This window comes from Ralstonia sp. GX3-BWBA (assembly GCF_003290055.1).
Lineage (GTDB): Bacteria > Pseudomonadota > Gammaproteobacteria > Burkholderiales > Burkholderiaceae > Ralstonia > Ralstonia holmesii.
In genome coordinates this window covers 524808-548861 of the sequence record NZ_QMKS01000004.1, presented here as the reverse complement: position 1 = coordinate 548861, position 24054 = coordinate 524808, and the positions used below count along the sequence as shown (strand labels likewise).

General features: G+C 60.0%; 23 protein-coding genes and 1 tRNA gene. 15 read left to right on the top strand and 9 right to left on the bottom strand.

Going from position 1 to position 24054, the window contains the following annotated elements; genetic code table 11:
• Positions 1-23 precede the first annotated feature (23 nt).
• Positions 24-113: transfer RNA gene (locus DOD19_RS04295), tRNA-Ser, on the top strand.
• Between the two features lie 112 nt (positions 114-225).
• The gene (locus DOD19_RS04290; protein ID WP_112184183.1) at positions 226-2019 is read left to right on the top strand and encodes a hypothetical protein; all 1794 of its coding nucleotides are present in this window, start codon (positions 226-228) and stop codon (positions 2017-2019) included.
• Positions 2020-2112: 93 nt separating this feature from the next.
• Here the strand turns inward: DOD19_RS04290 and DOD19_RS04285 are convergent, their stop codons facing one another.
• Positions 2113-2799 carry a YozE family protein gene (locus DOD19_RS04285; protein WP_112184181.1) on the bottom strand — a complete coding sequence of 229 codons (687 nt, stop codon included), beginning with the start codon at positions 2797-2799 and terminating at the stop codon, positions 2113-2115.
• A 1040-nt stretch (positions 2800-3839) separates the two neighbouring features.
• Here DOD19_RS04285 and DOD19_RS04280 point away from each other — a divergent pair.
• From DOD19_RS04280 to DOD19_RS04255, 6 genes are all read left to right on the top strand, one after another.
• A complete protein-coding gene (locus DOD19_RS04280; RefSeq protein ID WP_112184179.1) occupies positions 3840-4631 on the top strand; it encodes a replication-relaxation family protein in 792 nt (263 codons plus the stop codon).
• A 259-nt stretch (positions 4632-4890) separates the two neighbouring features.
• Positions 4891-5268 (top strand): DUF2946 domain-containing protein, encoded by a 378-nt coding sequence (locus DOD19_RS04275; protein ID WP_112184177.1) that lies wholly within the window; start codon positions 4891-4893, stop codon positions 5266-5268.
• An 88-nt stretch (positions 5269-5356) separates the two neighbouring features.
• Positions 5357-6400: a transporter gene (locus DOD19_RS04270; RefSeq protein ID WP_112184175.1), complete on the top strand. Its 1044-nt coding sequence runs from the start codon at positions 5357-5359 to the stop codon at positions 6398-6400.
• Positions 6390-6950 (top strand): TlpA disulfide reductase family protein, encoded by a 561-nt coding sequence (locus tag DOD19_RS04265; protein WP_112184173.1) that lies wholly within the window; start codon positions 6390-6392, stop codon positions 6948-6950. The genes DOD19_RS04270 and DOD19_RS04265 overlap by 11 nt, the downstream gene beginning before the upstream one ends.
• A gap of 294 nt (positions 6951-7244) precedes the next feature.
• A complete protein-coding gene (gene nikR, locus DOD19_RS04260; protein WP_112184171.1) occupies positions 7245-7688 on the top strand; it encodes a nickel-responsive transcriptional regulator NikR in 444 nt (147 codons plus the stop codon).
• A gap of 96 nt (positions 7689-7784) precedes the next feature.
• Positions 7785-9890 carry a TonB-dependent receptor gene (locus DOD19_RS04255; protein WP_112184169.1) on the top strand — a complete coding sequence of 702 codons (2106 nt, stop codon included), beginning with the start codon at positions 7785-7787 and terminating at the stop codon, positions 9888-9890.
• Positions 9891-10134: 244 nt separating this feature from the next.
• Here DOD19_RS04255 and DOD19_RS04250 read toward each other — a convergent pair whose 3' ends face one another.
• Entirely contained in the window at positions 10135-11085 is a 951-nt protein-coding gene (locus tag DOD19_RS04250; RefSeq protein WP_112184167.1) for a DUF4238 domain-containing protein, read from the bottom strand.
• Here DOD19_RS04250 and DOD19_RS04245 point away from each other — a divergent pair.
• Positions 11065-11967, top strand: a complete 903-nt coding sequence (locus DOD19_RS04245) for a hypothetical protein (protein WP_204360028.1) — start codon at positions 11065-11067, stop codon at positions 11965-11967. The genes DOD19_RS04250 and DOD19_RS04245 overlap by 21 nt on opposite strands.
• Positions 11968-12131: 164 nt before the next feature.
• On the opposite strand, the gene mauJ is transcribed toward DOD19_RS04245, so the two are convergent.
• A complete protein-coding gene (gene mauJ, locus DOD19_RS04240) occupies positions 12132-13466 on the bottom strand; it encodes a methylamine utilization protein MauJ (RefSeq protein WP_162634343.1) in 1335 nt (444 codons plus the stop codon).
• A 337-nt stretch (positions 13467-13803) separates the two neighbouring features.
• Between mauJ and DOD19_RS04235 the strand changes: the two genes are divergently transcribed.
• From DOD19_RS04235 to DOD19_RS27480, 3 genes are all read left to right on the top strand, one after another.
• A protein-coding gene (locus DOD19_RS04235; protein WP_204360034.1) for an IS3 family transposase occupies positions 13804-15002 on the top strand; the annotation gives its coding sequence in 2 pieces (ribosomal slippage) (positions 13804-14119 and positions 14119-15002; 1200 coding nt in all).
• Positions 15003-15141: 139 nt separating this feature from the next.
• Entirely contained in the window at positions 15142-15552 is a 411-nt protein-coding gene (locus tag DOD19_RS04230; protein ID WP_162634342.1) for a hypothetical protein, read from the top strand.
• A gap of 133 nt (positions 15553-15685) precedes the next feature.
• Positions 15686-16105: a hypothetical protein gene (locus DOD19_RS27480; protein WP_162634341.1), complete on the top strand. Its 420-nt coding sequence runs from the start codon at positions 15686-15688 to the stop codon at positions 16103-16105.
• 27 nt (positions 16106-16132) lie between these two features.
• On the opposite strand, the gene DOD19_RS04220 is transcribed toward DOD19_RS27480, so the two are convergent.
• The 4 genes from DOD19_RS04220 to DOD19_RS04200 form a co-directional block, all read right to left on the bottom strand.
• Positions 16133-17041, bottom strand: coding sequence for a hypothetical protein (locus DOD19_RS04220; protein ID WP_112184155.1), 909 nt, complete (start codon positions 17039-17041; stop codon positions 16133-16135).
• A gap of 100 nt (positions 17042-17141) precedes the next feature.
• Positions 17142-17651, bottom strand: a complete 510-nt coding sequence (locus DOD19_RS27835; protein WP_239497960.1) for a hypothetical protein — start codon at positions 17649-17651, stop codon at positions 17142-17144.
• A gap of 5 nt (positions 17652-17656) precedes the next feature.
• Complete coding sequence (locus tag DOD19_RS04205; RefSeq protein WP_112184151.1) at positions 17657-18745, bottom strand: DUF262 domain-containing protein; 1089 nt, start codon at positions 18743-18745, stop codon at positions 17657-17659.
• Positions 18746-19027: 282 nt separating this feature from the next.
• Complete coding sequence (locus DOD19_RS04200; protein ID WP_112184339.1) at positions 19028-19402, bottom strand: PHA-granule associated protein 4; 375 nt, start codon at positions 19400-19402, stop codon at positions 19028-19030.
• Between the two features lie 258 nt (positions 19403-19660).
• Between DOD19_RS04200 and DOD19_RS04195 the strand changes: the two genes are divergently transcribed.
• From DOD19_RS04195 to DOD19_RS04185, 3 genes are read left to right on the top strand one after another with little or no spacing between them, the layout of a single operon-like run.
• Entirely contained in the window at positions 19661-19981 is a 321-nt protein-coding gene (locus DOD19_RS04195; protein WP_112184149.1) for a hypothetical protein, read from the top strand.
• Between the two features lie 24 nt (positions 19982-20005).
• Positions 20006-20293 carry a hypothetical protein gene (locus DOD19_RS04190; protein WP_112184147.1) on the top strand — a complete coding sequence of 96 codons (288 nt, stop codon included), beginning with the start codon at positions 20006-20008 and terminating at the stop codon, positions 20291-20293.
• Positions 20294-20342: 49 nt separating this feature from the next.
• Complete coding sequence (locus DOD19_RS04185) at positions 20343-21047, top strand: SOS response-associated peptidase family protein (protein WP_112184145.1); 705 nt, start codon at positions 20343-20345, stop codon at positions 21045-21047.
• 246 nt (positions 21048-21293) lie between these two features.
• Here the strand turns inward: DOD19_RS04185 and DOD19_RS04180 are convergent, their stop codons facing one another.
• Together DOD19_RS04180 and DOD19_RS04175 are read right to left on the bottom strand one after the other, a co-directional pair.
• On the bottom strand, positions 21294-22616 hold the full coding sequence (locus DOD19_RS04180; protein ID WP_112184143.1) for a hypothetical protein: 1323 nt from the start codon (positions 22614-22616) through the stop codon (positions 21294-21296).
• A gap of 117 nt (positions 22617-22733) precedes the next feature.
• Positions 22734-23711 carry a hypothetical protein gene (locus tag DOD19_RS04175; protein ID WP_162634340.1) on the bottom strand — a complete coding sequence of 326 codons (978 nt, stop codon included), beginning with the start codon at positions 23709-23711 and terminating at the stop codon, positions 22734-22736.
• Positions 23712-24054: the final 343 nt, after the last annotated feature.

Sequence of the window (24054 nt, the reverse complement as noted above, 5' to 3'; positions counted from 1 at the left end):
CGCAACGAGCAGCGCAGCACGAAGGAAGCGTGGCCGAGTGGTTTAAGGCAGCAGTCTTGAAAACTGCCGATGGGGTGACCCATCCGTGAGTTCGAATCTCACCGCTTCCGCCAATTCAAGCCAAGTCATTGATTTGCCGATATAGAGGGGAGTTTTTGCCCTCAATTGGTACACATGACTGGTACACAACGGCAGCGCAAGGTTCGGTCAGCACAGGAAGCTGACATGCCCCTCTATATGCGCAAGGACGCCCACGGCTACAAGTTCGTCCGCCCTATCCCCAAAGGCCTGCGTGGCCAACTTGGCCAGGCCAATTTCATCAAGAGATTGGGCCGGGACTATCGGAAAGCCAAAACCGCCTGTGCCGAATTCACCGTAGAGACCGACCGGCAGCTAGCCGAAGCCCGAGCTCTGCAAGCCAACGAGGACGCGCAGGACACGTTCCAGAACCAGGACGCCCGAACACGGTTCAAGACCATCTCGGTCACCCCTGAACTCTCCGACCAGGTGGCCGCACTCTGGTGGCTCGGGCTAGACGCCGACGCCAAGGCCCGCGCGGATGGACTCGAAGACGACGAATTTGAATCGTTAGATGCAAATGTGGCGGTGATGCTGCCCCTTATCAATCGCGCCTTGGCATCCGGTCAGGTTGGCAAATTCCACAGTGCCATCGCAGAGTTGCTAGCGCTCCGGGGCTATGACCTTAGCGCAACCGACGCCGAGTGGCAGGCGCTAACCTATGGGGTACTTCGGCATGTTCAAACCGGCTACAAGATTCTGGCAGCCCGACAGCAAGGAGAGCAACTCGCGCCACCCGACCTGTCGGCCTTGCCCCAGCCGCTGCCCGCAGTATGGGAGTCTCGGAAACCTGCCTCGGCAAAACAAGCAACCCGCGTTGCTGATGTCGCGCAACTGTACGCACAGCACCTGGCGTCGGCCGGCGATAAGACCCGAAGCACAAACCTTTCCATCTGGAACCGGTTCGTCGAGTACACCAACAACAAGCTGCTGTCTGCCGTAACGTCGGCGGACATCTTCAACTTCATTCGTAGCCGCCTGCATGCCGCTGACAAGCCTTGGAGCCACGGCTATGCAACCGGCCGCGCCAAGAGAGCCATTTTCGAAGCTTTTGCGCTGGCGAAAACGCTGAACCTCGTCGACAAAAACCCGGTCGCCGAATTGGAAATTGTCCCCAAAATCAGCGCCAAAGAGGAGGAAAGCCGCCGCAAGCCTCGGCTGCCGTACAAAGCGCATCACCTGAACGCGCTGTTCTCGTCGGAGTGGTACAACCCGGACTCCGAAAACTGGCGCGGCAAGATGAAAGATGACCTGGGCGCTCGATACTGGATTCCTTTGCTGTGTATGTGGCATGGATTCCGCGTGGGCGAGGCGACTCAGTTGCAGACCCACGATGTGAATCTGGAAAGGGCGTTAATCAAGATTCAGGTCGCTGAAGACGAGGATGAGGTCGGGCCCGGTCGCTCCATAAAAAACTCGGCGACCACGCGAGAGATACCTATTCACCCGGTCTTGATTGAACTTGGATTCCTGGACTTCGCACACTCCGTCTTGCGCCACTACACGAATGGGCCGCTGTTCCCGGCGGCGCTGCCGGAGCTGGATGGGGCGTCCCCCAAATGGGGACGTGCGTATGAACAGCCGTTCCTGCGGTTTACACGCGATACCCTGCAATTCGGACATGGGTACGGGAACCATAGCTTCCGGCACGCGCTGGAAGACAGAATTCGGGCCGCCAACGTAGAACAGCCGTGGCCTGAAGGGCTAGCGCGGGCCTACACGGGCCGAGCCACAACTCGCGCCCAGGACAAGTCGGTGACCCGTGAGGAAGGTAGCGAGCAATACTATGGCGACGGCTATACGCCAAGCGCCATCTTGCGCTACATCCAAAAAATCACTTATCCGGATATCACGCTTCCTCCGCCGTTCAAGACATGGCTTGGAAATAGAGACGTTGTCAGCAAACGGCTGCTGACGCTCGCGCAGCGGTGGAAGAGTTGAGCGCCAGCAATACCTGCTCGGTTAGCGGCTGCATTGCGGCGGCCAGCCGAGCATCGCTACGCGAGAAACCCGCGCCGGGCGCGAATGAGCATGCTATTGAGCCGCGGAAAACTCCGCGTAAGCGTCACGCATAGCAGCCAGGGCCGACTCAACGGCGCCCTCGTCCGCCATGTACCTGATGAGCGCGCTAAGCGACGTTTCCGCGACAGGGAAATCCTTGTCGAATTTGATGTCCTGCGCCAGGTCGCCTATCCAGTCGTCACGCTCCGTCTGCGTCACTATCCAGCGATGAAACGCAGAGCGTGAAGCCTCCCTCGCGGCCTGAGCAGCGTTGTAGTCTTTCAAAGCGGTGTCCAATAAATTGACGGCGCCTGTGGGCCGGTGCCATTTGCGCGGGTCAGCCGCAGAACGGGACGCCCAGGTGCGCATACCCTGGAGGTAGCGCTCAACGCTCTTCATTTTGTCGTGCCCGCTCTCGAAGTGTGCAGCCGGCCAAAAGACGTCGCACATCGCGCAGTAATAATTTGAGGGGTCAGATTCGGCCTGGTCGCCGTGCAGGTAGTAACGCCTGCTAGGGTCGACGAAAGGCGGAGCGGAGCCGCGAGGCGTACCTCTTACCGGAGCCGCAACACTTCTAGCGAGCAGCGACCAGTTCTTGAACCCGCGCTCAGCCGCGACGCGGTCCTGAGCTTCATGTAGGGCGATGGACTTTTCGCGCGCGAGGCGCTTGGCGTCACGGCGGAGTTGCTCAAGTTGAGCTGTGGAAACGGCATGGGTCATGGCGAATCTCTCTCGGCCACTCGACTTCCAATGCGCCCACACAAGGAACTCGCAGTGGCGCTAAGGGATAGGCCATGCAGTCATCGAGATATACGCTGCCGAAACCAGCTTCGCCTCTGTGGGCGGGCGAGCCGGCGTAGTCGACTCATATATCCAGTCTAGCAGTGTGGTGAGCTCGCAGTCCAGAACAACGCAAGGCCCGGCGCAAGAGAGGCAGCCAGGCATATTTGACGAGCGCAACACGTCCAGAAACACTTCGCGGGAGCGTTGATTGAGGGGGCCGTCCAGGCCACCGATGACCGTCCGCCAGGACGGTCTGCACCCGCAGGGCGACGCAGGCCCACGGCCGGAGTCGCAGGCCGGCGCCCACGCCGGACTGTGCTCTTTGGGGGGGAGCCATGAGCGGGGTACACCGGCAGGTGTAAGGCGCCCCAGCGCCGACCCGCTCTTGGGGGGACGATAGTCCCCCGGCCCCGACTGCGGTCGGGCAACCGGGCTGCAAGGGAAGCCCCCGATAGGGGGCCGCTCGAACGCAGTGAGAGCGCCGCGGCAGGCCGGTTGCCCGAGCGCAGCGAGGGGCCGCAGGGAGACGGACCCCTAGGTCCGAGTGCCGGGTAGGGCGTCCAGCCCGTGAAGCCCGGTACGCTCTCCCGCAAGGGCGGCAACGCTGCCCGCGCAGCGCCACAGGCGCGAAGAAGCGTAGCCATCCTTGGCAGTTTTCAGAGCGCCCCGATTTTGTCAACGGCGTGCGTACGCCTCCGACCGGAGCAAGTCAGGTGGCAAGCCAACCGGCGCGCTCAGGTCGGACAGAGGTCCACCCCTAGCCCGAATTGATGTTCCCACGCAAGGAACAAGTGAAGGCACATATGCCGGCGTGACGTCGGTGAGCGCTGCACCCCTAAGGCATGCAGCGAAGAAATCAGCCGCTAGCGCAAGCCTATCTCTCGTTGTAGCAGCATCGGTGAGCCCGGGGAGGTTGCGATATTCGCCTGTCCGCAGTTAGCAGCTATACGGAGGAACAACACACCTCCGGAAATGCGATGGACAAGCGGCAACAGGGGCAACACTACCGGCGCGCGGCGCTGTTCTGGCTGGCGCGCCTCGGCTACGCGACCACAAGGCAACTCGCCAAGCTCCTCCACGGGAGCTGCACCGAGAGCGCGGTGAAGATGACCGGCAGGACGCTTCGCAGGCTCCGTGAAGAAGGCCTTGTGGTCGCCAAGCGCGACGGCGACAGCGTGCTTGGCGAGTTGCTCCTCGCGGTGAACGCCAAGGGCGCGGCATGGTTGTTCGAGCACGGCAAAGCGCTTCCTCGTGAAAAGACCCACGCGCGGGACTGGTTGCGCCATGCACACAGCCACCGGACGGCGTGCAACAGCGTGTTCGTTGCGTTGACGGCGCAGTCGCCAGAACTGGCGCCTTGGTCGGAACTTGAGGTGCGCGCCCAGATGGCGCCCCTAGATTCCATCAAGTATCACTTCGACGGCCAGGTGGTGGGTAAGGTGCCGGACCTCCTGGTGGCGACGCCTAGCGGACTCGAATGGGTCGAGGTTGAAAACTCGTGGCGCCGCGAACGAGACCTGGACAAGATGGTCGCCAGCATGCAGGCCATGTTCTACCAACCCACCGCCAACCTGGCGCGGGTGCATTTCGTCGTGACGGTGCCGAGCGCGAAGACCATCGGACAGCGTCTTCGACGCAAGCTGACCCACGGGCCCGGTTTCAGCCCCGCACGTCAGATTCGCGAACTGGACGCCCGCATTCTGGCTCAGCACATCATCGTCTCGACTCTCGACCATGAACGGCTCGAGCTCGTGCGGGTCGGGTTCTAGCGTCCTTCCATGATTGGCACCAAGGCCTTGTCTCAAGGCCGGCCACGAGAGGCACGAAGCCTTCCGTTTGAAGGGCGTCGCGTACGCTCGAGCGATGGCCAGCGCGGGAGGTCTGTTCTCGGCCAGAAGGCGACATTCACCGGACATTTCCGCCCCAAGCGGAGCGGTGTTTTCCCGCTCCGGTTAAGCTGGGGATTCCCCATTTTTTTTGCAGAACGTTGCGCCGCTATAATCGGCTACCCTCGTAGTCCACCTCTCCATGTCCTTCGCCCGTCGCCTTTTCGTATGGCTTGCGCTCCTCGGTATGGCGCTACATGCGCCATTGCCGACGATGCCGCATGGGCAGCAGGTGGAATGGCTGGCCAGCCAGACCATTTGCAGTGCGAGTGGCATGCACAGCGAGGGGATGACCACGCAGTCTTCCGGCAATCAAGACGACTCCGGCGCCGGCCACGGCGACATGCTGTGCTGCCTGGTTTGCGCGGACCTGGTCTCCAACCAAGCGGCTCCCCCGGCCGCGTGGGTTTTCGTTGCGGAACAGGGCTTGCATTTTGCCGTCCCACCGCTTCCTCCGTCTGGCTTCTACCGACATCCTCGCAGGTTCCTGGCGCCCGCTCGTGCACCTCCGGTGGCGTAGCGCACGTCGTCAAGATGACCAATGGCGCGCTGCCTGCGCACCATTTCGCTAACGGCGGAGACTCCGCCTTTGCCTTGCCAGGACTGCCATGAATCCGATTCTTCGCGCCGGAGCCACCGGCGCAGCCTTGTTGTCCCCCGCGTTCGCCTTTGCTTGCGCCACCTGCGGCTGTTCGCTGAGCACCGATGCCGCCATGGGCTACTCCGCCATCCCTGGCTGGCGTATCAGCCTCGATTACACGTACATCCCGCAGAACCAGTTGCGCAGCGGCACCCACTCTGTCACCCCGGCGCAAGCAGCGGCCATCAACGACGCGGGCGGCAACCAGGAGGTGGAGCGCCAGACCATCAACCGCTACACCAACCTTGGCATCTACTACAGCCCGAACAGCAGTTGGAGCTTCGGCGCCATCGTGCCGTACATCGACCGCAGCCACACGACGTACGGCGCAGCGACGCCCGACCAACTCACCCCGGACAACGTGAGTGGCGCCACGGCCAGCGGCCTGGGCGACATCAAGCTCATCGCCAGCTACCAGGGCTTCCTGCCGACGCACAACCTGGGCGTGCAACTGGGCGTGAAGCTCCCGACTGGACGCTACGGTGGCCAGGACGTGAATACCGGTGCCACGGTCGGGCGCAATCCGGTGTTCTTCAACAGTGGCCCCAATGCAGCAGGTGGGCAGGCGCTCGACACCAGTCTGCAGCCGGGAACCGGCAGCACCGACATAATTTTGGGCGCCTACTACTACCAGCCCGTCAGCCAGGATTTCGATGCCTTCATCAATGGCCAATTCCAGGCGGCCGTAACGCACAGGCTGCGTGATGTCGGTGCCGACTTCCGACCGGGCAACGCCGCCACGATGAGCTTCGGCCTGCGCTACGAGGCCAATCCGCACATCGTGCCCCAGTTGCAGTTCAACGTGACGCGCAAGGGGGCCGACCAGGGAGCGCTGGCTGACACCACCAATACGGCCGGCACGGTGGTCTATCTCTCGCCGGGCGTGACGGTGAGCGTGGCGCACAACCTGCAGGTCTATGCCTTCCTGCAGAAGGCGCTGTACAGCAACCTGCAGGGCTATCAACTCTTCCCGCGCTGGTCGGGCACAGTCGGAGCAAGCTATGCGTTCTGATTCGGATATGAGCCCAGTACAAGAGCCCGGGCTGAGGCGCGCGTGGCTGCGTGCGGCGGGCGCGCTGGCCTTGGGCGCCGGGCTCGGCGGGCGACAGGCGGCGGCGCATGCGTCCAGTCTTGAGGTGGGACGCCCGGCACCACCACTCGTCCTGCACACTCTGGACGGGCGCAGCATTGCGACCGATGACCTGCGCGGTCAGGTGGTAATCCTGACGTTCTGGGCGACGTGGTGCGGTCCTTGCCGCACGGAGCTTCCGCTGCTATCAGCCTACGCCGCGCGCCATGCCGACAAGGGCTTGCGCGTACTGGGCTTCAGCTTGGACGAGCCAGCCGAGCTGCCGGCCGTGCGCGAAGTAGCGGCCAAGCTGAGCTTTCCGGTGGGCCTGCTCGGCAGCGCTTATGCGGGCGGCTATGGCCGTATCTGGCGCCTGCCCGTGAACTTCACGGTCGACCGCAAGGGCCTGCTGGCCGACAACGGTTGGGACTCGCGCGAGCCCGCTTGGACAACCGAGCGCCTGGAGCGGGTGGTCACCCCTTTGTTGCGCTAACGGCTGGCAAGCGGTTGGATAGCGTGGCTGAACTGCGCGCCATCACTGGGTAGCGCCGCGCCGTGGATTGGGTAACGAGCATTCGACGCCAAGGAGCAAGAGGCCGCTTTGGGCCAGTTGGCGTCGGCCAATGGAACCTCAGCCGTCCGCTCCCGCAGGGGAAGTGGCCTGTCCCCGTGGTCTGACGCTCTCTGAACGCCATCGGCCGTGCGCGCCAGTACAATCGCTCGACGTGTTACGTAGGCTTTGCAGAGGCCAATGCCGCGCACGGGAACAGTGCCACGACGCCCCAATATGGAACGCTTCACAATCTCCCTGGACGATGACCTGGCTGCCGAGTTCGACCGCCTGATGGCTGAACACGGCTACGCCAACCGCTCCGAAGCGGTCCGTGACGTCTTACGCGTCCACCTGGACCGTTGGCGCGAATCGCGCAATGAAGATGGGCCGTGCGTGGCTAACCTGTCGTACATCTATAACCACCACGAGCGCGAACTGGCCGAGCGGCTGACGCGCATCCAGCACGCACACCACGGCCTGACGGTGTCAACCATGCACGCGCATCTGGACGACGAACATTGCATCGAGACGGTCATCTTGCGCGGCCCTGCCAGCGCGGTCCGACGCCTAGCTGACGCCATCAGCAGCGAGCGCGGCGTCAAGCAAGGCCAACTCAATCTCATCATGACCTCCGGTACATCGGACGAGTCTCACCACGCCCACCACCACCCGCACTGATTCCGGTCCCGGGGCGCAGCGAGATATAGTCCCTGCCCCGTGGTATGAAGTTTGCGTAAAAGTTCATACAAAATATCAACGGCAGGGAGTTGGGGTATGCGTGCGCGACGGGCGTGGTCAATAGGGGCGTTCTGCAGTCTGGGTTACGCCCTGGGACATTCGAACATGGTCCATGCGGGCGGCGTGCAGCAGCCAGAGGTTGAATTGCAGGCCGCCACGGTTAGTGGTTCCACCACCGCTGCGGCGGCTACCGGTGAATCGGCCAACCAGGGCTACGTGCCTCGCGCCCAATTGGAGAATCGTCCTCTGCTGCGGCCAGGCGAACTGCTCGAAACCGTACCGGGACTCATCGTTACGCAGCACAGCGGCGACGGCAAAGCGAATCAGTACTTCCTGCGCGGCTTCAACCTTGACCACGGAACGGACCTCGCTACCACCGTCGCCGGCATGCCGGTCAACATGCGCACGCACGCGCACGGCCAGGGCTACACCGACCTCAACTTCGTTATCCCCGAACTGGTTAGCGGCATCGCGTACAAGAAGGGCACCTATTTTGCCGAAGAGGGTGACTTCTCGGCTGCCGGTGCGGTGCGCATTGATTACGTGGACCATTTGCCGCAAGGCATCGCGCAGTTGGAGCTGGGCGAGCACAATTACCGGCGCGGGCTGCTGGCCAACTCCAGCGCCATCGGCCCCGGCACATTGCTCTATGGCCTCGAATGGCTAGGCGAGAACGGCCCATGGACCGTGCCCGAGGGCGTGCACAAGCTCAATGGCGTGCTGCGCTACACCGTGCCGCTGGGCGGTGGGGAGCACATCAGCGTGACTGGCATGGCGTACAAGAACGCGTGGCAGTCGACCGACCAGGTACCGCAACGTGCAATCAATGACGGGGTAATCTCGCGCTTCGGCGCCATTGACCCAACCGATGGTGGCGAGGCGTCACGCTACAGCCTGGCGGCCGACTGGGTCCGTCCACTGAGGGACGGGCAGTTCAAGGCCAATGCATACGTCATCAAAAGCCGACTGCAGCTGTTCTCCAACTTCACCTATGCGCTCAACAACCCGGAGCGAGGCGACCAGTTCGAGCAATTCGAGAACCGAGTCACCACCGGCATCAACGCCTCGCGAACGTGGCTGGGGTCGCTTGCGGGGCGTGAGAGCGAAACGGAATTTGGGTCTCAGACGCGCTTCGACCGTCTCGACCCCATCAGGCTTTACAACACAGAGGCGCGTCAGCCCTACGCCCTGGTGCGCAGCGACACAGTAAGCGAAACCAGCACTGCGCTCTACGTGCGCAACAGCACGCAATGGTCGCCGTGGTTGCGCACCATTGCGGGCCTGCGAGCAGACCAGTTTTGGTACAGCGTGGCTAGCAGCAACCCACTCAACTCAGGTAATGGCTCAGACCACATCGTTAGCCCCAAGCTGAGCGTGGTGCTCTCGCCCACCGCGCGCACCGACGTGTTCATGAACTGGGGCCGGGGCTACCACAGCAACGACGTGCGCGGCGCCACCACCACTGTCGACCCCGTGAGTGGAAACCCAGTGCAGAAAGTATCGGTGTTGGTACCCGCCACCGGCTACGAGGTCGGCGTACGCACGCGCGAACTGGCGCCGAACCTACAGCTCTCCGCATCGCTGTGGCGCCTGGACATCGGCTCCGAACTCGTCTTTTCGGGCGACAGCGGTACCACAGAGCCCAGCCGACCAAGCCGGCGTACCGGCCTGGAGCTGGCGGCGTACTACACACCGCTGCCTGAATTGATTCTGGACGCGGACGCGGCGTTCTCGCGCGCGCGCTTTCGCGACAGCGACCCCGTGGGCGACCATATCCCTGAAGCCATCCAGACCACGGCATCGGCCGGTGTCTCTTGGACTCGAGACCGCTGGATGTTGGGTGCGCGCCTGCGCTACTTCGGTCCGCGCCCGCTGATTGAAGACAACAGCGTGCGCTCCGCGTCGTCGTTTTTGGTCAACCTCAAGCTGGGCTATCGGCTTCAGAAGAATGTGCGCGTGTTCGTCGAGGTGTTGAACGCTTTCAACAAGAAGGTGAACGACATCGACTACTACTACGCTTCACTGCTCAAGGGGGAGACGTCGCCACTGGATGCCAACGGAGTGGCGACAGGCATCAGTGACCACCATATTCATCCAGCAGAGCCGCGCACGCTTCGGGCCGGCATTGTGTGGAATTTTTGATGCCGGTGGAGAGGCGCAACGATGCTCGTGCCGCTGGGCTGAATTCCCCAGTCTATCCACTCAGCGAATTATTCGGCCGCCCCGATACGAGTCTCAAGTAGGCAGCGCGCTATCTCGGTGTGCTCCCGGCGCGCATCGCGATAGTGAATTGGCGCTCACAATGTCTGTGTCTATACCGCCTTTGCTTACCAGGGCCAGAGACAACCGCCGTCCGCTTCCGGCCAAGAGCGGCCAGTGCAAAGCCCTATTCTGGCGCCCACTTCGGCTTTGCCTCGCGCCGTCCAAACACCAATCTGCCTGCCCCGCCCTCCCGCTGCCGCACGGGCGACTCATCTGCGTATGCCGCGACCATCCCTTCAAGGCCCGGCTTGTTGGCGTAGACCGCCTTGTAGGCAAATCGGCAAACGTGGACATTGACCCGGAAGACCCAATCGTCGTCCGTGGTCTCGCCATACATCAGGCCGTGCTCCTTGAAGCCAGCCTTCTGGTCACTTGCGCCGACCAGGATTGTGGTCGGGCTCACCGGGAACAGAAGCATCACTGGACCGCCGGCCGAGACTGCGTACGGCTGCACCTCGCCCGTTGGAACCGTCGGGTCGAACCATATAACAGGGTTATCGCTGGTCAGGAACGGCGTGTCCGTCCGGTTTTGAATCGCGCAAAGGCCAATGCTCTCGAACACGCTGCGAGACGCGAACACATCGTCGACCATGCCGTGAATGGACTTGTGAGGGTCGATGGAAACGATGACCTCGTCGAGGCGACCTACCAGCGCGGGAGGAGGCGGAGGAAGCATCCCGCTGGCAACCAGGTCGAGCATCGTTTGATGGACTTGAGCTGCCAGCTTCGCCTCTGTTGCATCACGACTGGCCGGCACCCTAACCCGCTGCAGAAGCATGAACTCGAAGATGAGCAGCAACGTGTCGTTGACGTCCTCGCCCCGGCTGAGTCGCTCAACGACCGCTGGCCACAGCCCTTCAGTCTGCGAAAACAGGTCTTCTAACCGGTTATGGTCGACACCGCCGTCCGGTGTTGGCTGAGAGTAGTAGTACCGCTCGAAGCCGGTGCCGTCCGGGGAAACATGCAGCGCCTTGGCCGGTTCGTCCTTGCGGTAGACGAGGACACGACCTTGGGCATCGGTGAAGGCCTTCAGATATGCCTTCGGCACGTAGTGATGACGCTTCTTGGTAGTCATACGAAAGAACAGGTATTGTGGACAAATGCACTGCTTTCCGGGCACGACATGCGAGTTAACCACTTCACCCGCCCCACTATAGCTGCGGCAACTGCCCTGCTCGGCGCCGCACTCACGCAGGCGCATTTCGACCAGATGCTTTTCAGACTCAGTCTTGAGGACAGCATACCTTTCGACACCAGCCAGAGCACCTCGAAGAAGGCAGCACTGCTTGCTCGCGAGGTAGCGAAGAATGGCGACCGAATTATTCCGACAGTGGACGGCCAGGTGACTTTGGAGGAAGCAGTAGTCCGGGAAGCGGTCGCCCTCACCTCGATGAGTCCGTACTCACGGCGGGAACAGCAAGAACGCTTAGAGCGCGCTCTGGCCCTGGATGGGTTCGTTATACAGTGGAATGAAGACCCTGGCATGGGAGAGCCCCCGCTACTTCGAGCTGCACTACCCGGCGAGGTGCACCTTTCCAAGACCGACGACGAGGTCCATCAGCTCCTGAAGCACTTCGGCTTCACAGTCAGTCTGGGCCACCTAGACCAGGCCATAGAGGCGCACACACGGGGCGACTGGGCTGCAGCGAACAGCCAGATTCGCACGTTCATGGAAAGCCTATTCGACGGGATAGCCGAAAACATCGACCCTGCTCAGGCTGCGGCGGCGGGTAGTTCGGAGAATAGGCGAGCGATGCTGGCGAAGCTCGAATTCCTGTCCGCTCAACGCAACGAATGGACCGCCGACGGCAAGAACTACATTAACGGCTTATTCAAGATGCTGCATACGGAGGGGTCTCATCCAGGGCTTTCGGACGAGGACAGGAGCACTTTTCGTCTGCAATTGGCCCTGGTGACGGCGCGAACATTCCTTCGCAGGCTCAAGGACCGGCAATAGCCCAAGTACACAGAAGCCCAAGCGGCGAGCGGTAGAGTGCGCCTCCAGGTGGTGGCAGAGGTTGCCCACAACGAACCTCGACGGTCGGTACGCGTGCTGTGACTCGGACTCCATCACGCCCCCACGACCCCGCGACCCCGTGGCACCATCGAAATTGGCTTGTTCTAGCCCCCCAGCTGCTTGGATTGCCTAAATTGGTCGAGAGCCTGAGCCACCGCCTCTTCTGGCGCCCGCGGAATGATGTTGACCGGTATCACCACCTCACAATCAACCGGCTCAGCTCCTTCGACGTTCAGTTCCACGATGCGATTGCCAACAACGCTATGGAAGTAGCGCGTGTAGTCCTCGACGTCCTCTTCGGAAATCGTAACCCCGGAGCGCATACCACCCTCATTCAGCAACGTATGCATGCGCCCATTTGCAACATCCATCGCGAACGCCAGCACGATGGTGCCGCGCGCGCTCAGAGCGATAAATTTCACGACGCCATCGCCGCATTCTGTCGGCAGTAACGTCATCGCCTCGAACTGCTTCGCAGGCGTGTCGGGCCACAACCGCACTGAGACCGTTGCACCGTTAAGCTTGCCTAGGTCCTCAGGGTTCTTCAGATGGCCGCCCGCCTTCAACGCAGCTACCGCCGCAGAAGGCATCAACGCGTGCCAGGGCTCTACCCGGTCCCGGGTCTTGTAGACGTCCATTTCGTCTGGCACGCCGGCATCGAACTTGATGTAGCGGTTTGCCAGCGCAGCAATGATGTCCAGGTCGGCGGCAATGCGCTTACGGTCGGCAGGGATGTCCGGGTCAACGATGTTGCCGCCCACACTCGCGTGTGCCACCGCGCAGCGTCCCGAGGCGAACAGGTGCTGGTTGACGTCGATACCTTGACCGCGAAGTGCATTGATGCGAGTTACCGCCTGCTCATCCGTGATGAGGGCCAAGTTTTGTTCGACCCACGCAACCCGGTCCTTTGGCTGAAACTGGCTCTCAATGACCTTAAAGAACGACAGGAACGAATACGGTTCATGCACACGCTCTAACCGACGCCCCTCGCGCAGGAATGCGAGCGCCTGGCGTACCTGGTCGTCCTCGATGACTGGCATGTGATTGCAGTTGAAGGTCCTCTCCCCCCCTTGCAACGTCGTCGTGAAGGTATCTCGAGGATTGGAATAGCGAATCATGCCGGTGCCCCAACACTGGCCCGTGACATCAACGTAGCCTTGCTTGTAAAAGCCAAGCACGGAGGTGAAGCGATACAGACGAGACAACGCCTCATCGACATGGTCCCGGTCTGCCGGTGTGCTGATGCACGGAGCAATGTGATGCTCGCCTTGCTGCCTGGCTCCGTGGAGCAGGTACTCGACGCCGTCGTACTCGACCCAAACGTCGTCTTTTGGCCAGGCGATGGACGACGCGACGCCGACCGTGACCCAGCCCAAACGGCCTGCCACCTTGGCCAGTGCATCGGCTCCAAAGAGATGAGGAACGTATGGTGTCTTCATACCTCGCTATAACGCCAGTCAGACCGACCGCAACCAACGTAGGGCATGCACCCACCTGGTGCCGAAATTGAGCAGAAAGGACTTCCTCTTACGATTGGGGGCGAGGGGTGGCTGCCAGGCAGTAACGGGCCCCACATGGACGCTGAGGCCATAGGCGTATGCGTTCTGTTGGTAAGGCGGCCCGAGATAGAGGATGGCATCAGACTCTTGCGCAAGCTCTCGATAGAGCTTGTTGTCAGTTGCTGGAGCGGCCCCACGTATCTGAGGACACAAGGACACTCTTAAAATAAGGGATAGTCTTGTGCCTATCAGTAAGCCTAGTCATTACGTGGAACCCATCGAAATTCTGACCGAGCCGGAGCGCCGTCGTCGGCGCACGGCACAGGAAAAAATCGCCATCGTGCAGGAAACGCTAGCACCGGGCGCATCGGTGTCTGCCGTGGCGCGGCGGCACGGCGTGAACCCGAACCAGGTGTTCGGCTGGCGCAAGCAATACCAGGAAGGCAGTCTGGCGGCAGTGCAAGCGGGCGAAACCGTTGTGCCTGCATCGGAGCTGGCCGCAGCCATCAAGGAAATCAAGGAACTGCAACGGCTACTCGGGAAGAAAACGATGGAAGTCGAAATCCTGAAAGAAGCCGTCGAGTGGGGTCGGTCAAAAAACCTGATTGCGCGCTCGCCCTTGTTGCCGGGGGACGACCATTGAAAACGGTCTGCGAAGTTCTCGGCGTGGCGCGCTCTGGCGTGGCGGTGAAACAGGTTCGCTCGTCCGGTTGGCAAGATGGTCGCCGTGCCAAGCTGACCGACGACACGGAACTGGTCGAGGAAATCCTGGCCCATGTGGCGCACTTGCCGACCTACGGCTACCGGCGCATCTGGGCACTGCTGCGACGCAGTCGAGAGATAGTCGGCGCGCCGTGCATCAACCACAAGCGCGTCTACCGCGTAATGCGCGAGCATCAGTTGCTGCTGCGCCGTCCTGGCGTGCGTCGAGACAAGCGGCGGCACGACGGCCGGGTGGCCGTGGACCGGAGCAATGCTCGTTGGTGCTCGGATGGCTTCGAATTCCGGTGCGACGATGGCACGCCGCTGCGCGTAACGTTCGCGTTGGACTGCTGCGACCGAGAAGCGATTAGCTGGGCGGCAACCACTGGCGGACATAGCGGCGACGTAGTGCGTGACGTGATGCTGGCTGCGGTCGAACAGCGCTTCGGCACCACACAGGCTGCGCAGCCCATCGAATGGCTGACGGACAATGGCTCAGCCTACATCGACCACCGCACGCGCCGCTTTGCGCGCGAGCTGGGCCTGGAGCCGCTGACCACGCCCGTGCGTTCGCCGCAGAGCAATGGCATGGCCGAATCATTCGTGAAGACCATGAAGCACAATTACGTCGCCTATATGGACAAGCCCGATGCGCCAACGGCGCTCTCGCGTCTGGCTGTTGCGTTTGAGCATTACAACGAGCGTCACCCGCACAAAGCCCTGAAATACCGCTCGCCTCGCGAGTTCAGGCGTGCTGCGGCGTCATCAACCTAACGGTGTTCGCGTGTCCTGAGTTACAGGGGCAACTCCAGTTGCGCAGCTATAGAGCAGGGCCACACGTAACACTGTTTCCTCGCTCCTAGACCCGCAAGCGGCGAGCTGTCCAATCAAGCTTGAATCACGGAGGAAATCGATGTCGCACTTGAGACTGGTCGCAGGAACGGATGTGACAGGGCCGGCTCGGAACAGAGCAAGGGCTCGGCCCAAGCGAGTCGCCAAGCCGGAAGTCGACACCAAAACACTGGAAGCACAAGCCCGCGTCATCATTTGCGGCTTGAAACCGGGGCTCGAAGGAAAATCGGTCGAGGCGCTCATTGCCGAGAAATGCCGAATCCTGGACGGGGATTTTGAGATTAAGGCCGTCCAACGATGCTCGCGCATCGGCTTCACGCTGCGCGCCATTGGCATCCATCCGCACGCGGCGCTCCCGGACGAAGAGGTCGACGTGGCAGCGTACGGCATCGTCATCGACCCCACGAAGCTGCTCAAAGCCTGTCCGGCACTCAAGCCCTACGCCCAGGTGCTGGAAGGACTCACGCTGTAGCGGGACTCGGTCGCTGCCGGCGGACTGCTCGTCGTCGGGAGACTGGCGGCGTGTTGTTCTGAAGCACCGCAGGGACGTCATGACCAGCGGGCAGCGACCTGACCAATCAAGCTTGAATCAAATAAGGAATTCAATGTCGCACTTACGCCTGGTAGCAGGAACGGATGTGACGGGCCCCGCGCCGAAAAAGACAAGGGCTCCGGCCAGGAAGCAGGCCGCCAAACCAGAGGTCGACTCCAAGACGCTGGAACGCCAAGCCCGAGCCATTGTTTGCGGCTTGAAAGCCGGGCTCGATGGAAAGTCAGTGGAGGCGCTCATTGCTGAGCAATGCCGGCTTCTCGACGGCGACTATGAATCGGTCGGCCAGGCCATCCGTCGAAGCGGAGAAATCCGCCACGCACTCAAGAGCATCGGCATCCATGCGCAAGTGACGTTTCCGGAGCAAGAACTCGACGTGGCAGCGTACGGCATCGTCATCGACCCGAAGACGCTGCTCAAGGTCTACCCGGTACTCAAGCCCTATGTCCAGGTGCTGGAAGGTCTCACACTGTAGCGGAGCCAGGTGGGTGCCCACCGCTCGTTACGGCGCGTTCTTCCGGATGAGTAACTCAACCATGGCGAAGAGCCGATGGTAGAGATAGTCCACGTGGTCAGAATCGACCACTGGTGTCTGGTTGATTTCGTGGTGCCGCAACAAATGCCCGTTGCCAATTCCAGTCAATTCCCGAGCATCTTTCTCCAGGACCTCCCTGAATGCAGGCTCCGAGGCTGCCGTGTCGAGAATCGCCTTTATCGATTTCGCCTTATTGGTATCCGCCTCAGATTTGATGCGTTCCCAGCAGTCGAAGAGCCTTTCAAGCGCTTCCCGACGTATGAGCGGCGCCGGGTCAGAGAACTTGATTCGGCTCTCCTCAAGCATGACGTCGAGGGTACGGTCACCTGTCTGGAAATAGGTGCGTGTCAACGCCTCTCCAAGCACTGCAGGTAGCACTCGGTGAACCTGCCCGTTCTGAGCTAGTTCATAGGCAAGGCCGTTGCGCGCGAAGATGCGGTTCACGCCCTCCCTGAAGGCTTCGCGCCCCACATCCACATCAAAAGTCAGATGGTGATGCTGGAAGAAGTCGTGATACTTGCCCGCGATTGGCTGGGCCACATTTCGCCAAACGAACTCTATGAAATCTAGCGCAGCCATTGTCGGCGGCGCCCAGGGTGCCATTGTCTGCAGGTACCCTTCGTGGACCGCCTCCTGAGTCTGCAGCGGCCACGTGACGCCCTGAATTTCCGCCTCAAGCGCGTTCTTGAGCCGGTCGACGTCGTTGCCGCAGACTGACGGTCCGTCAGGACATCTTTCCGGGAAGCTAGCTCCGAAAGCGCCGCGGTCCGCAAGTGAGTCCACGAGCGCAACGATGCCCGCCCACGCCACCGGGTTGATTACCTGCTCTACACGCGGCCGCGGCCCGAGCTCTCTGTCGCTGAAGTAATTGCTCATGTGGACTAGCGAACGTACATAGGTTTCATTTAGGGAAAAACAACCCACAACTCCGAACGGCCTGATTACTTCCACATGAGCACTTCAAACGAGATTGCGCTCAAATTATTTTCAGCTTCTTCATATTGGCCTCTATGTCCTTGAGACCATCACAAATATCCCGGAAATACGACATCGATACAGATGGAGCCGCTATCGTCGTCCCCCCGGCAGGGTTCTTTACATAGGTATGCGCGACAGCATTTCTGGCTTTCTTAAGCAACTCCAGCGCCGCCTTCATTTTCGTCTGCTTGGCAACATCTAGGCGCCCCTCCAATTTTTCCAGGCGAACCAGACCAATCGCCTTGGTCAGCATTGGGCGAAAATTTCTGTCGTAGTCAAATCCATAATTTTTCTTGATAATCTCATTATCAAGATGCTTGATATTATCTGAATCCTTTAAACCTCTACCCGCCCTCTTTACCAAATCATCCATCGACATCTCCACCCAACCACCAACCTCAATAATGACCAATTTTGCATACAAAAAGGTCATCAGTGGTTGCGTGGATTTGTTAAAACAAGTGGTCAGAGATTTTGCATTCCGCTCAATATACGTGACCGAAATCATGGAGTCTAACCAAAAATCTGGACGGCGGCATTCAGGCGCCCTGTAACACGAGCCGTCTTGGATAGCCCCTCCACCAACCTTGCTTCGGTGAACTCCTCATGCTTCTTGAGTGCTTCAAACTTCGTGGCGGCATTCTCTGCCGACAACTGCTCGACCGCCTCAATATTTCGAGCCACACCAACCATTAAGGCCTCAAAAAGAGAAAGATTAATTCTCGCCTGGTTTTCACCCACCCCCATTTTCTCGCGGATAACCTTAACCACCCGCTCGAAAATGTTTCTCTTGGCATCAATCTCTGCGCCACTCAAATTCCGATTCTTCCGCATGTAGTTATTGAGAAATTTCGCCAAACCCTCTTTATATATCTCATAACTCTCTAAAAAGGCAAAAAATCTCAATATTACCTCCTGACGCTTGAATCTGTCGTTTTCAACCTCTTTCAAACCATTGATAGAAAGCCAGTCCTTGTTATGGTCGAGCTCACGCAGAAGCTCATTAAATTTGCCGGAATAAATGCAATTCCGAATCTCCTGGTTATTTAGCTTTAACCCACCAGTATTAAGCCTGTGAAAAATCGTAAACAGATAGTTACTGTGAGATTCAAGCGATGGGTCACAACGCAAGACCGTAATAGGGAGCGTCGCATTCTCCACCCGGCGTCGAAGCTTGTTTAGCTCCGTTCCTTTCTTCCGAAAATCCTTAACGCTTTTGTTTGCAATTCTAGGGTCAATATCGTCAAGCGAGGCAAGCACCCAATCCGAGTTTTCGTCCAAAAAACGAATCACGCTTGAAATTCGTTGAAGCCCATCGATAACCTGCCATTCCTCGTTTTTATAGTCATAAGAAAAGCAGAGGCTCGGAATGGGGAGCTGCTTTATCAACGAGTCAATGAATCTAGTCTGTGCAGGCCCCTTCCAAGCAACCTCGCGTTGAAAATCGGGACTTACGTCAAGGGCCTCATCCTCATACATCCGAAACAAATCAGCGCATGACCGCAACTCGTTGTAGGCAACAATGTCAGCGGGAGGCACATCCTGGAAATCCTCTTCCTCATAACTCGCCTTCTCCGCGGCCTCTATGGAATTCAAGCTCACCACAAACACTCCCCCTGGACACAACTCAAGGTTGAAATCAGTAATTTACAGCTGAAACAATAGAATATTGAACATTAATTGCAGTTAATATGCAAGTAGTTGCGGCATCGCTACTCGAATAAGCTCAGCCCCAGTGCAAGCAGCCCCCCCTTCTCCGCGGACCGTTAGTGCGAAGACGAGGGCGCTGGCGTTTTCGCATGGTCACAGTTGCTCGTCGGCAACGGCAAGCCGAGAAACTGAGCGTCCAGGCTGCGATTGCTCATTTTGTGCGAGGACGAGGAATTACTCGGACCAAACCACATCAATCTCACGCAGCAAGTGGCCACCAAGAATGTAATCCCCAAGCTTCTCGGCTTTTACCTCCAACATGGCCAACTCGGCAGCCGGCAAGCGTCCAAGGTCGAATTGACAGTAGAGGTTCCGCTGGCGGAACGATACTTTGGGGCGGGCCAAGCCAGCCACCAAAGCCGCCGGCGACGCAACTGCGACACTCTCGTATCCGCGGAACTCCACACGAATACCAACCGCTCGGCCGAGCCGGCCAAGTTCTATCGCGTCCTGCCAGCCGGATTCATAGTCCAGTTCGACGGCTGCGACTTCGCCCTGCTTTAGCAGCCGCAGCGCTTCTTCCCTAGTACCAGCGCGCGCGGGTGCCAGCGGGGTGCTTACCATGTTGATTCGCGAAGGCATGTGCGCCACCTGTTCTGTTCGCATCATCTTGGCCAGGGCGAACCCGTTCGGGGTCGCATCTTAGATAAACGAAGTTGACTGGACCGAGGCTGACCGGCTCCCGTGAACGCGGGATGAACAAGTGTTTGCCAGGCAGCGGCAGGAAGCGCAGTCATCACATTCTCAGCGTCTCATTGACCAGACGCCGCCGGCCGTCGATACTGTATGCATATACAGTATTAAACCATGGCAGCGCGCGACTTTCCAACCCCGGCAGCCCAGCGTAAGAAGCTTTCTGCAGCTGCGCTGCGGGCCATATGGCAGCGCAATCCCTCGCCAGATGTGCGCGACTTGCTGTGGGAAATTTACCGCCTGCAAGACATTGCCCGGCAGGCCTACGGCGTTACCACTTTGGCTCGTATGTGGGGTATCGACAGGCCGTTTTTGGCGAGATTGAACGCGCTGGACTCGGCGTTGTTCGCCGAACCATGTTTGTGGGAGCGGCCACTTGATTGGTCGACAGAAGAGGTACAGGCACTGAAGCGCCTGTCGCGCGGCCGCCGGTAGCCCGGCCAAGCTTGGGGTCCCACAATGACGTTTCCACTACGGCAACGCTTCCCGGCGCTCACCCGCAAGCGCCTGCGGGAGATTCAGCAGCGGTATGGTCATGACCCTGTTGTGCGCCGCCTCTTATGGGAAATCAGATGCCTTCAGGTTGTCGTCATGCGTGCACGGCAGCTCGAGCAGTCCATGCCACCAGGTGAAGGCACAACCGACATAGGCATCATCCTTGGCTCCCTTCGCAGAGAGCTGGCCGCGGAGTCCTGGTTGCTGGAATGGGAAATCGAGCTGGACACATGCGGAAAGATGCCGCCGTGAACAGTGCCTACAATGGTCCATCGCATCCTTGCACACGAGGAACTGCGTCATGTGTACGAACTACGCGCCGGCTAAGGTCGAACGCTTGAGGGTGCTCCTGGGCCTTGGCGCTCCGCTTGAGTACCCGCCCGAGACATTCCCCGACTACGACTCACCGCTCATCCTCATCAACAAGGACGGCGGACAAGACTGCGTCGTGGCCAACTTCGGATTCGCACCTGCCGAGTACGCTCGCTCCGGCATGCCCAATCCCGTGAATGCGCGTGCGGAAACGGTCAGCACCAATCGCATGTTCGGGAAGTTCTGGCGGGCATGCAACCTTTGCATCGTGCCGGTCGATGCCGTGTATGAGCCTTGCTATGAAACCGGCCACAACGTCCGGCACAAAATCTGGATTAAGGGCGAGAGCGAATTCGGCATCGCCGGCATCTGGCGCACTTGGGAGTCGCCTGGCGGTGGGCCGGTGCGGTACGCGTTTGCAATGCTGACACTGAACGCAGACGACCACGCCATCTTCAAGCGCATGCACAAGCCGACGAACCCGGACGGCTCTCCTAAGGAGAAGCGCGGGGTCGTCATGCTGGCCAGAGACAAATGGGATGAGTGGCTTGCATGCCGGGACCCCGAGGTGGCGCGCAGCTTCTTGTCGCTATTCCCAGCTGAACTCATGGAGGCGGCGCCGGCTCCAATTGAGCGAAAGGCAGCCAAGAAGATGCCCCCAAAGGCGCCACCAGGCAGCGGCGACCTGTTCTAACCCGCGCGAACCAGGGCGCCATAGAAGGTCGCTTTCATAGGCCTCCGCCCCATCTCAATCAACTGGTCGGCCAAATTAGCCACAAATCCACAGACCGCAAATACGGACATGGGATGCGCAAGCTCCCTGACGCACTACTCAGAGGCCAAGTTCGGCTCTGACGCTATATCCGCACTTTCAGGCGGATACCCCTATTACCGGCCACAATGCAAGAATCAACGGCCGGCCTGGCCTGCACGGCCGGCTTCAACCGGCTATGCCAACCCAGTCTTCCAAATAGGGAACCGTCTGTTCCGCAAAACCAGCTTTCGCGCCCTGTTCCAGGTAGGTCTTGTGGATGAAGGCGGATATGGATTGGTCAGCCTCAGTTCTCGATTGCGGCGGCGTATGGTCAGAGTTCCAGCGTAGGAGGTATCGCGTGTAATCCAGCACCTCAACACGTTCGCTATTGAGCCAGTCTGAGCACATTTCCATCCAAGGGCGTTCGCGCTCAAAATCGTCCTGCGTTGCGGGGCTAATTCCGCCCAGAGCCATGAACTGGTCGAGCAGCATGAAATCCATCGGCGTGCCGGGCGCCGTGACTTCCAGTTTTGCCACAATCTCATCGAACTGCTTGGCGGTATCGCGAGCAAGTCCCTCTGAGAGGGCTTCCAACAAAGCCTTGCTCATCTCCTCGCCGTGAACCTGCGCCACCATGCGCCGAATCAAATGCAGCCGTTGGATGGCGAGCGCGGTCTGCAGAACCTCCCGCCTGTCCCCGGAGGCAGATGTCATCCGCGGGTCTGCTTTGGCGGCGACGTCACGCTCTTTGTATACCGCGACCATGAGCTGGATGAGGTGGTTTTTGTCATGGACCGGCACAAACGGCAAGGCGCTGCTCTCGACGGGAAGCAGCCCCAGGTTGACCAACAGCTCGCGACCAGCGGCATAATCGTCAGGAACATTCACGAGGGCAGCAAACTCGTCTTTGTCAAACAAGGCTACCGTAGCGTGGTCACCTTTGGCGGCCAATCCATGGAGAGTCAGCACGGCGTTCGTGCAACTCCCGTAGCGTCGGGCCAGTATCAGATTCTTGACCAGGGCATCTTTCACTTTTGCGACTGTCTGCGGCCCCACGGCAGCAATAAAACTGGACACCAGGTGGCCGTGTTCTGGCTTCATCACGAACGAAACAACCTCCGCGTTCGGAATGTCATGCTCCTTCAGGAGCCAGGCAAGTGAGCCTACGCCGCCGAGCCGCGCCCGCTCCATCGTGAGCTGGGTGGCCTGGTCCAGATTTCGCAGGAGGTCAGGGTTATTCGCATTGGCAGCCTGGATGTCCTTGGTCAGCCTATCTACCACCTGCATCGCCCATACGCGTACTTGCTGGTCAACATCATGGTCGAATAGCGCAATTTCATGCAGGCGTTCATGCAAACCTAGCGCCACCGACTGAGACATTGCCCCTTTCAGGTTGTGCAGATATTCAATAATCTGAGCGAACGACATTGATTCAATAGACTGGTGCTCGACCGGTGCCGGCTCGACGGCTTTGTTGTTGCCGCCGAATAGTGAACTCCAAAAGCCCATTGCACGTCCTTTAGGTAAGTCGGGTTGCGGGCAGGAGCATGCCAGGGCACACCTGACATGACTACCGCGACCGCCCGGTAATCCTCGAGAAGCGGCGTTCCTTTCTACACGGGCGCCCTACTGCAGCTCCTGCGCGGTGCGAAACAACTCCTCCTGCTGGCTACGTTCGCGGTCATACGCCGCTTCCACTCGCGCAATCGCGCTATTCGCTGCTTGCGCATTGAGGTCAGCCGCTGGCGCGACAGCCAAGAGCGCCTGACAGGCCTCGTTGGCCGAGGAGCCTGCAGCCCCGGCCCGATGGCAAGTTTGCTCGGCGGTAGTCAGACGGTCTATCACCGGTTTGATGTCGGTACGCAAGGACTGAGCGGCCCAGCCGGCTGAAATGTGCGCCTGGTTTGAGTTCACCAGGTTTTGATTCAGGTTCACCACCACCTGGGTGCGGGCGACGAAAGCGCCGGGATTGCCGGCCAGCTCCTGCTGGCGACGAACGAGTCCGCGCATTTTTGTGGTGATGTCCGCGTACGCCTTTTCCGCAGTCAACAGCTGCGCGACTCGCCGCGGCAGGTCAGCATTCATCCTGTTCACGCTCTGGGTAAGGCTGCGGACCTCATCAAGCTGCTGCTTCTCCCGGCGCGCGGTTTCAGCACGCTGTTCGGCCTCCGCCTTGGCTGCGAGAAAGCGCTGCGATTGCTCAGCAAGCTCCTGCTTGTCAGCCGCAAACTCATCGTCCTTCGCCCGATGAAGGATGACCTCGTCGCCGGTCGGGCCTCCACGCAGGTTCAAGGTGTCACCGTTGACCGTGCCTCCGAGCTGCACGGTGGCCGCCAGGAGGACATCACGCTTGACCGACAGACTGATGGACTGCCCATCAACAGCTCCGGTGACTGGCGCCGTGATGTAAAGCAGCTTGCCATCTTTGTCGATGGTCGACGTGTTGAGCTGGCCAGTGATGTGCTTGTCCGGCGTCTCGACCAGCTGGAGCCAGACGACGGTGCCGGGCGTTTTACCGAGATATCCGCCGGAGACGCTTTTCGGCCCACAGCCAGTCAAGACGGTGAGAAGCCCCAGCGCCGCTGCGCACCCGATACGGAGCATGCGTGCCGTGGGCTGCTGTGTAGTTTGAGCCATCACCATCCCCCCAGAAAGCGCTATCGAGCACGCACTTTATCCGTGGATGGTAGCGCCATCGCGCGCCGGATACCAAGCGCTTAGGAGACGGGCGATTTGGTAGCTCGGGTTCGCGAGGCTGTATCGCGTTTGGCATTCTCTTGAACAGCACCTATGGCATTGGGCTCGACCCGAAGCATCTGCTCAAAGGCTACCCCGCACTCAAGCCCTATGCCCAGGTGCTGGATGGCCTCACGCTATAGTAGAAGCCGGTGGGCGACGGCGGTCGTCTCGTCCGGTCACCCAGCTTGACTCGCTCGACACCGTTCCT

Bases quoted from the DNA above. Each gene is read 5' to 3' on its own strand.
- DOD19_RS04180 (WP_112184143.1), bottom strand. From the start codon at position 22,616: ATGGGCTTTTGGAGTTCACTATTCGGCGGCAACAACAAAGCCGTCGAG.
- DOD19_RS04255 (WP_112184169.1), top strand. From the start codon at position 7,785: ATGCGTGCGCGACGGGCGTGGTCAATAGGGGCGTTCTGCAGTCTGGGT.
- DOD19_RS27835 (WP_239497960.1), bottom strand. From the start codon at position 17,651: ATGATTTCGGTCACGTATATTGAGCGGAATGCAAAATCTCTGACCACT.
- DOD19_RS04275 (WP_112184177.1), top strand. From the start codon at position 4,891: ATGTCCTTCGCCCGTCGCCTTTTCGTATGGCTTGCGCTCCTCGGTATG.
- nikR (WP_112184171.1), top strand. From the start codon at position 7,245: ATGGAACGCTTCACAATCTCCCTGGACGATGACCTGGCTGCCGAGTTC.
- DOD19_RS04250 (WP_112184167.1), bottom strand. From the start codon at position 11,085: ATGACTACCAAGAAGCGTCATCACTACGTGCCGAAGGCATATCTGAAG.
- DOD19_RS04230 (WP_162634342.1), top strand. From the start codon at position 15,142: ATGTCGCACTTGAGACTGGTCGCAGGAACGGATGTGACAGGGCCGGCT.
- DOD19_RS27480 (WP_162634341.1), top strand. From the start codon at position 15,686: ATGTCGCACTTACGCCTGGTAGCAGGAACGGATGTGACGGGCCCCGCG.
- DOD19_RS04285 (WP_112184181.1), bottom strand. From the start codon at position 2,799: ATGACCCATGCCGTTTCCACAGCTCAACTTGAGCAACTCCGCCGTGAC.
- DOD19_RS04185 (WP_112184145.1), top strand. From the start codon at position 20,343: ATGTGTACGAACTACGCGCCGGCTAAGGTCGAACGCTTGAGGGTGCTC.
- DOD19_RS04280 (WP_112184179.1), top strand. From the start codon at position 3,840: ATGGACAAGCGGCAACAGGGGCAACACTACCGGCGCGCGGCGCTGTTC.
- DOD19_RS04220 (WP_112184155.1), bottom strand. From the start codon at position 17,041: ATGAGCAATTACTTCAGCGACAGAGAGCTCGGGCCGCGGCCGCGTGTA.
- DOD19_RS04190 (WP_112184147.1), top strand. From the start codon at position 20,006: ATGACGTTTCCACTACGGCAACGCTTCCCGGCGCTCACCCGCAAGCGC.
- DOD19_RS04265 (WP_112184173.1), top strand. From the start codon at position 6,390: ATGCGTTCTGATTCGGATATGAGCCCAGTACAAGAGCCCGGGCTGAGG.
- DOD19_RS04245 (WP_204360028.1), top strand. From the start codon at position 11,065: ATGACGCTTCTTGGTAGTCATACGAAAGAACAGGTATTGTGGACAAAT.
- DOD19_RS04270 (WP_112184175.1), top strand. From the start codon at position 5,357: ATGAATCCGATTCTTCGCGCCGGAGCCACCGGCGCAGCCTTGTTGTCC.
- mauJ (WP_162634343.1), bottom strand. From the start codon at position 13,466: ATGAAGACACCATACGTTCCTCATCTCTTTGGAGCCGATGCACTGGCC.
- DOD19_RS04175 (WP_162634340.1), bottom strand. From the start codon at position 23,711: ATGCTCCGTATCGGGTGCGCAGCGGCGCTGGGGCTTCTCACCGTCTTG.
- DOD19_RS04290 (WP_112184183.1), top strand. From the start codon at position 226: ATGCCCCTCTATATGCGCAAGGACGCCCACGGCTACAAGTTCGTCCGC.
- DOD19_RS04195 (WP_112184149.1), top strand. From the start codon at position 19,661: ATGGCAGCGCGCGACTTTCCAACCCCGGCAGCCCAGCGTAAGAAGCTT.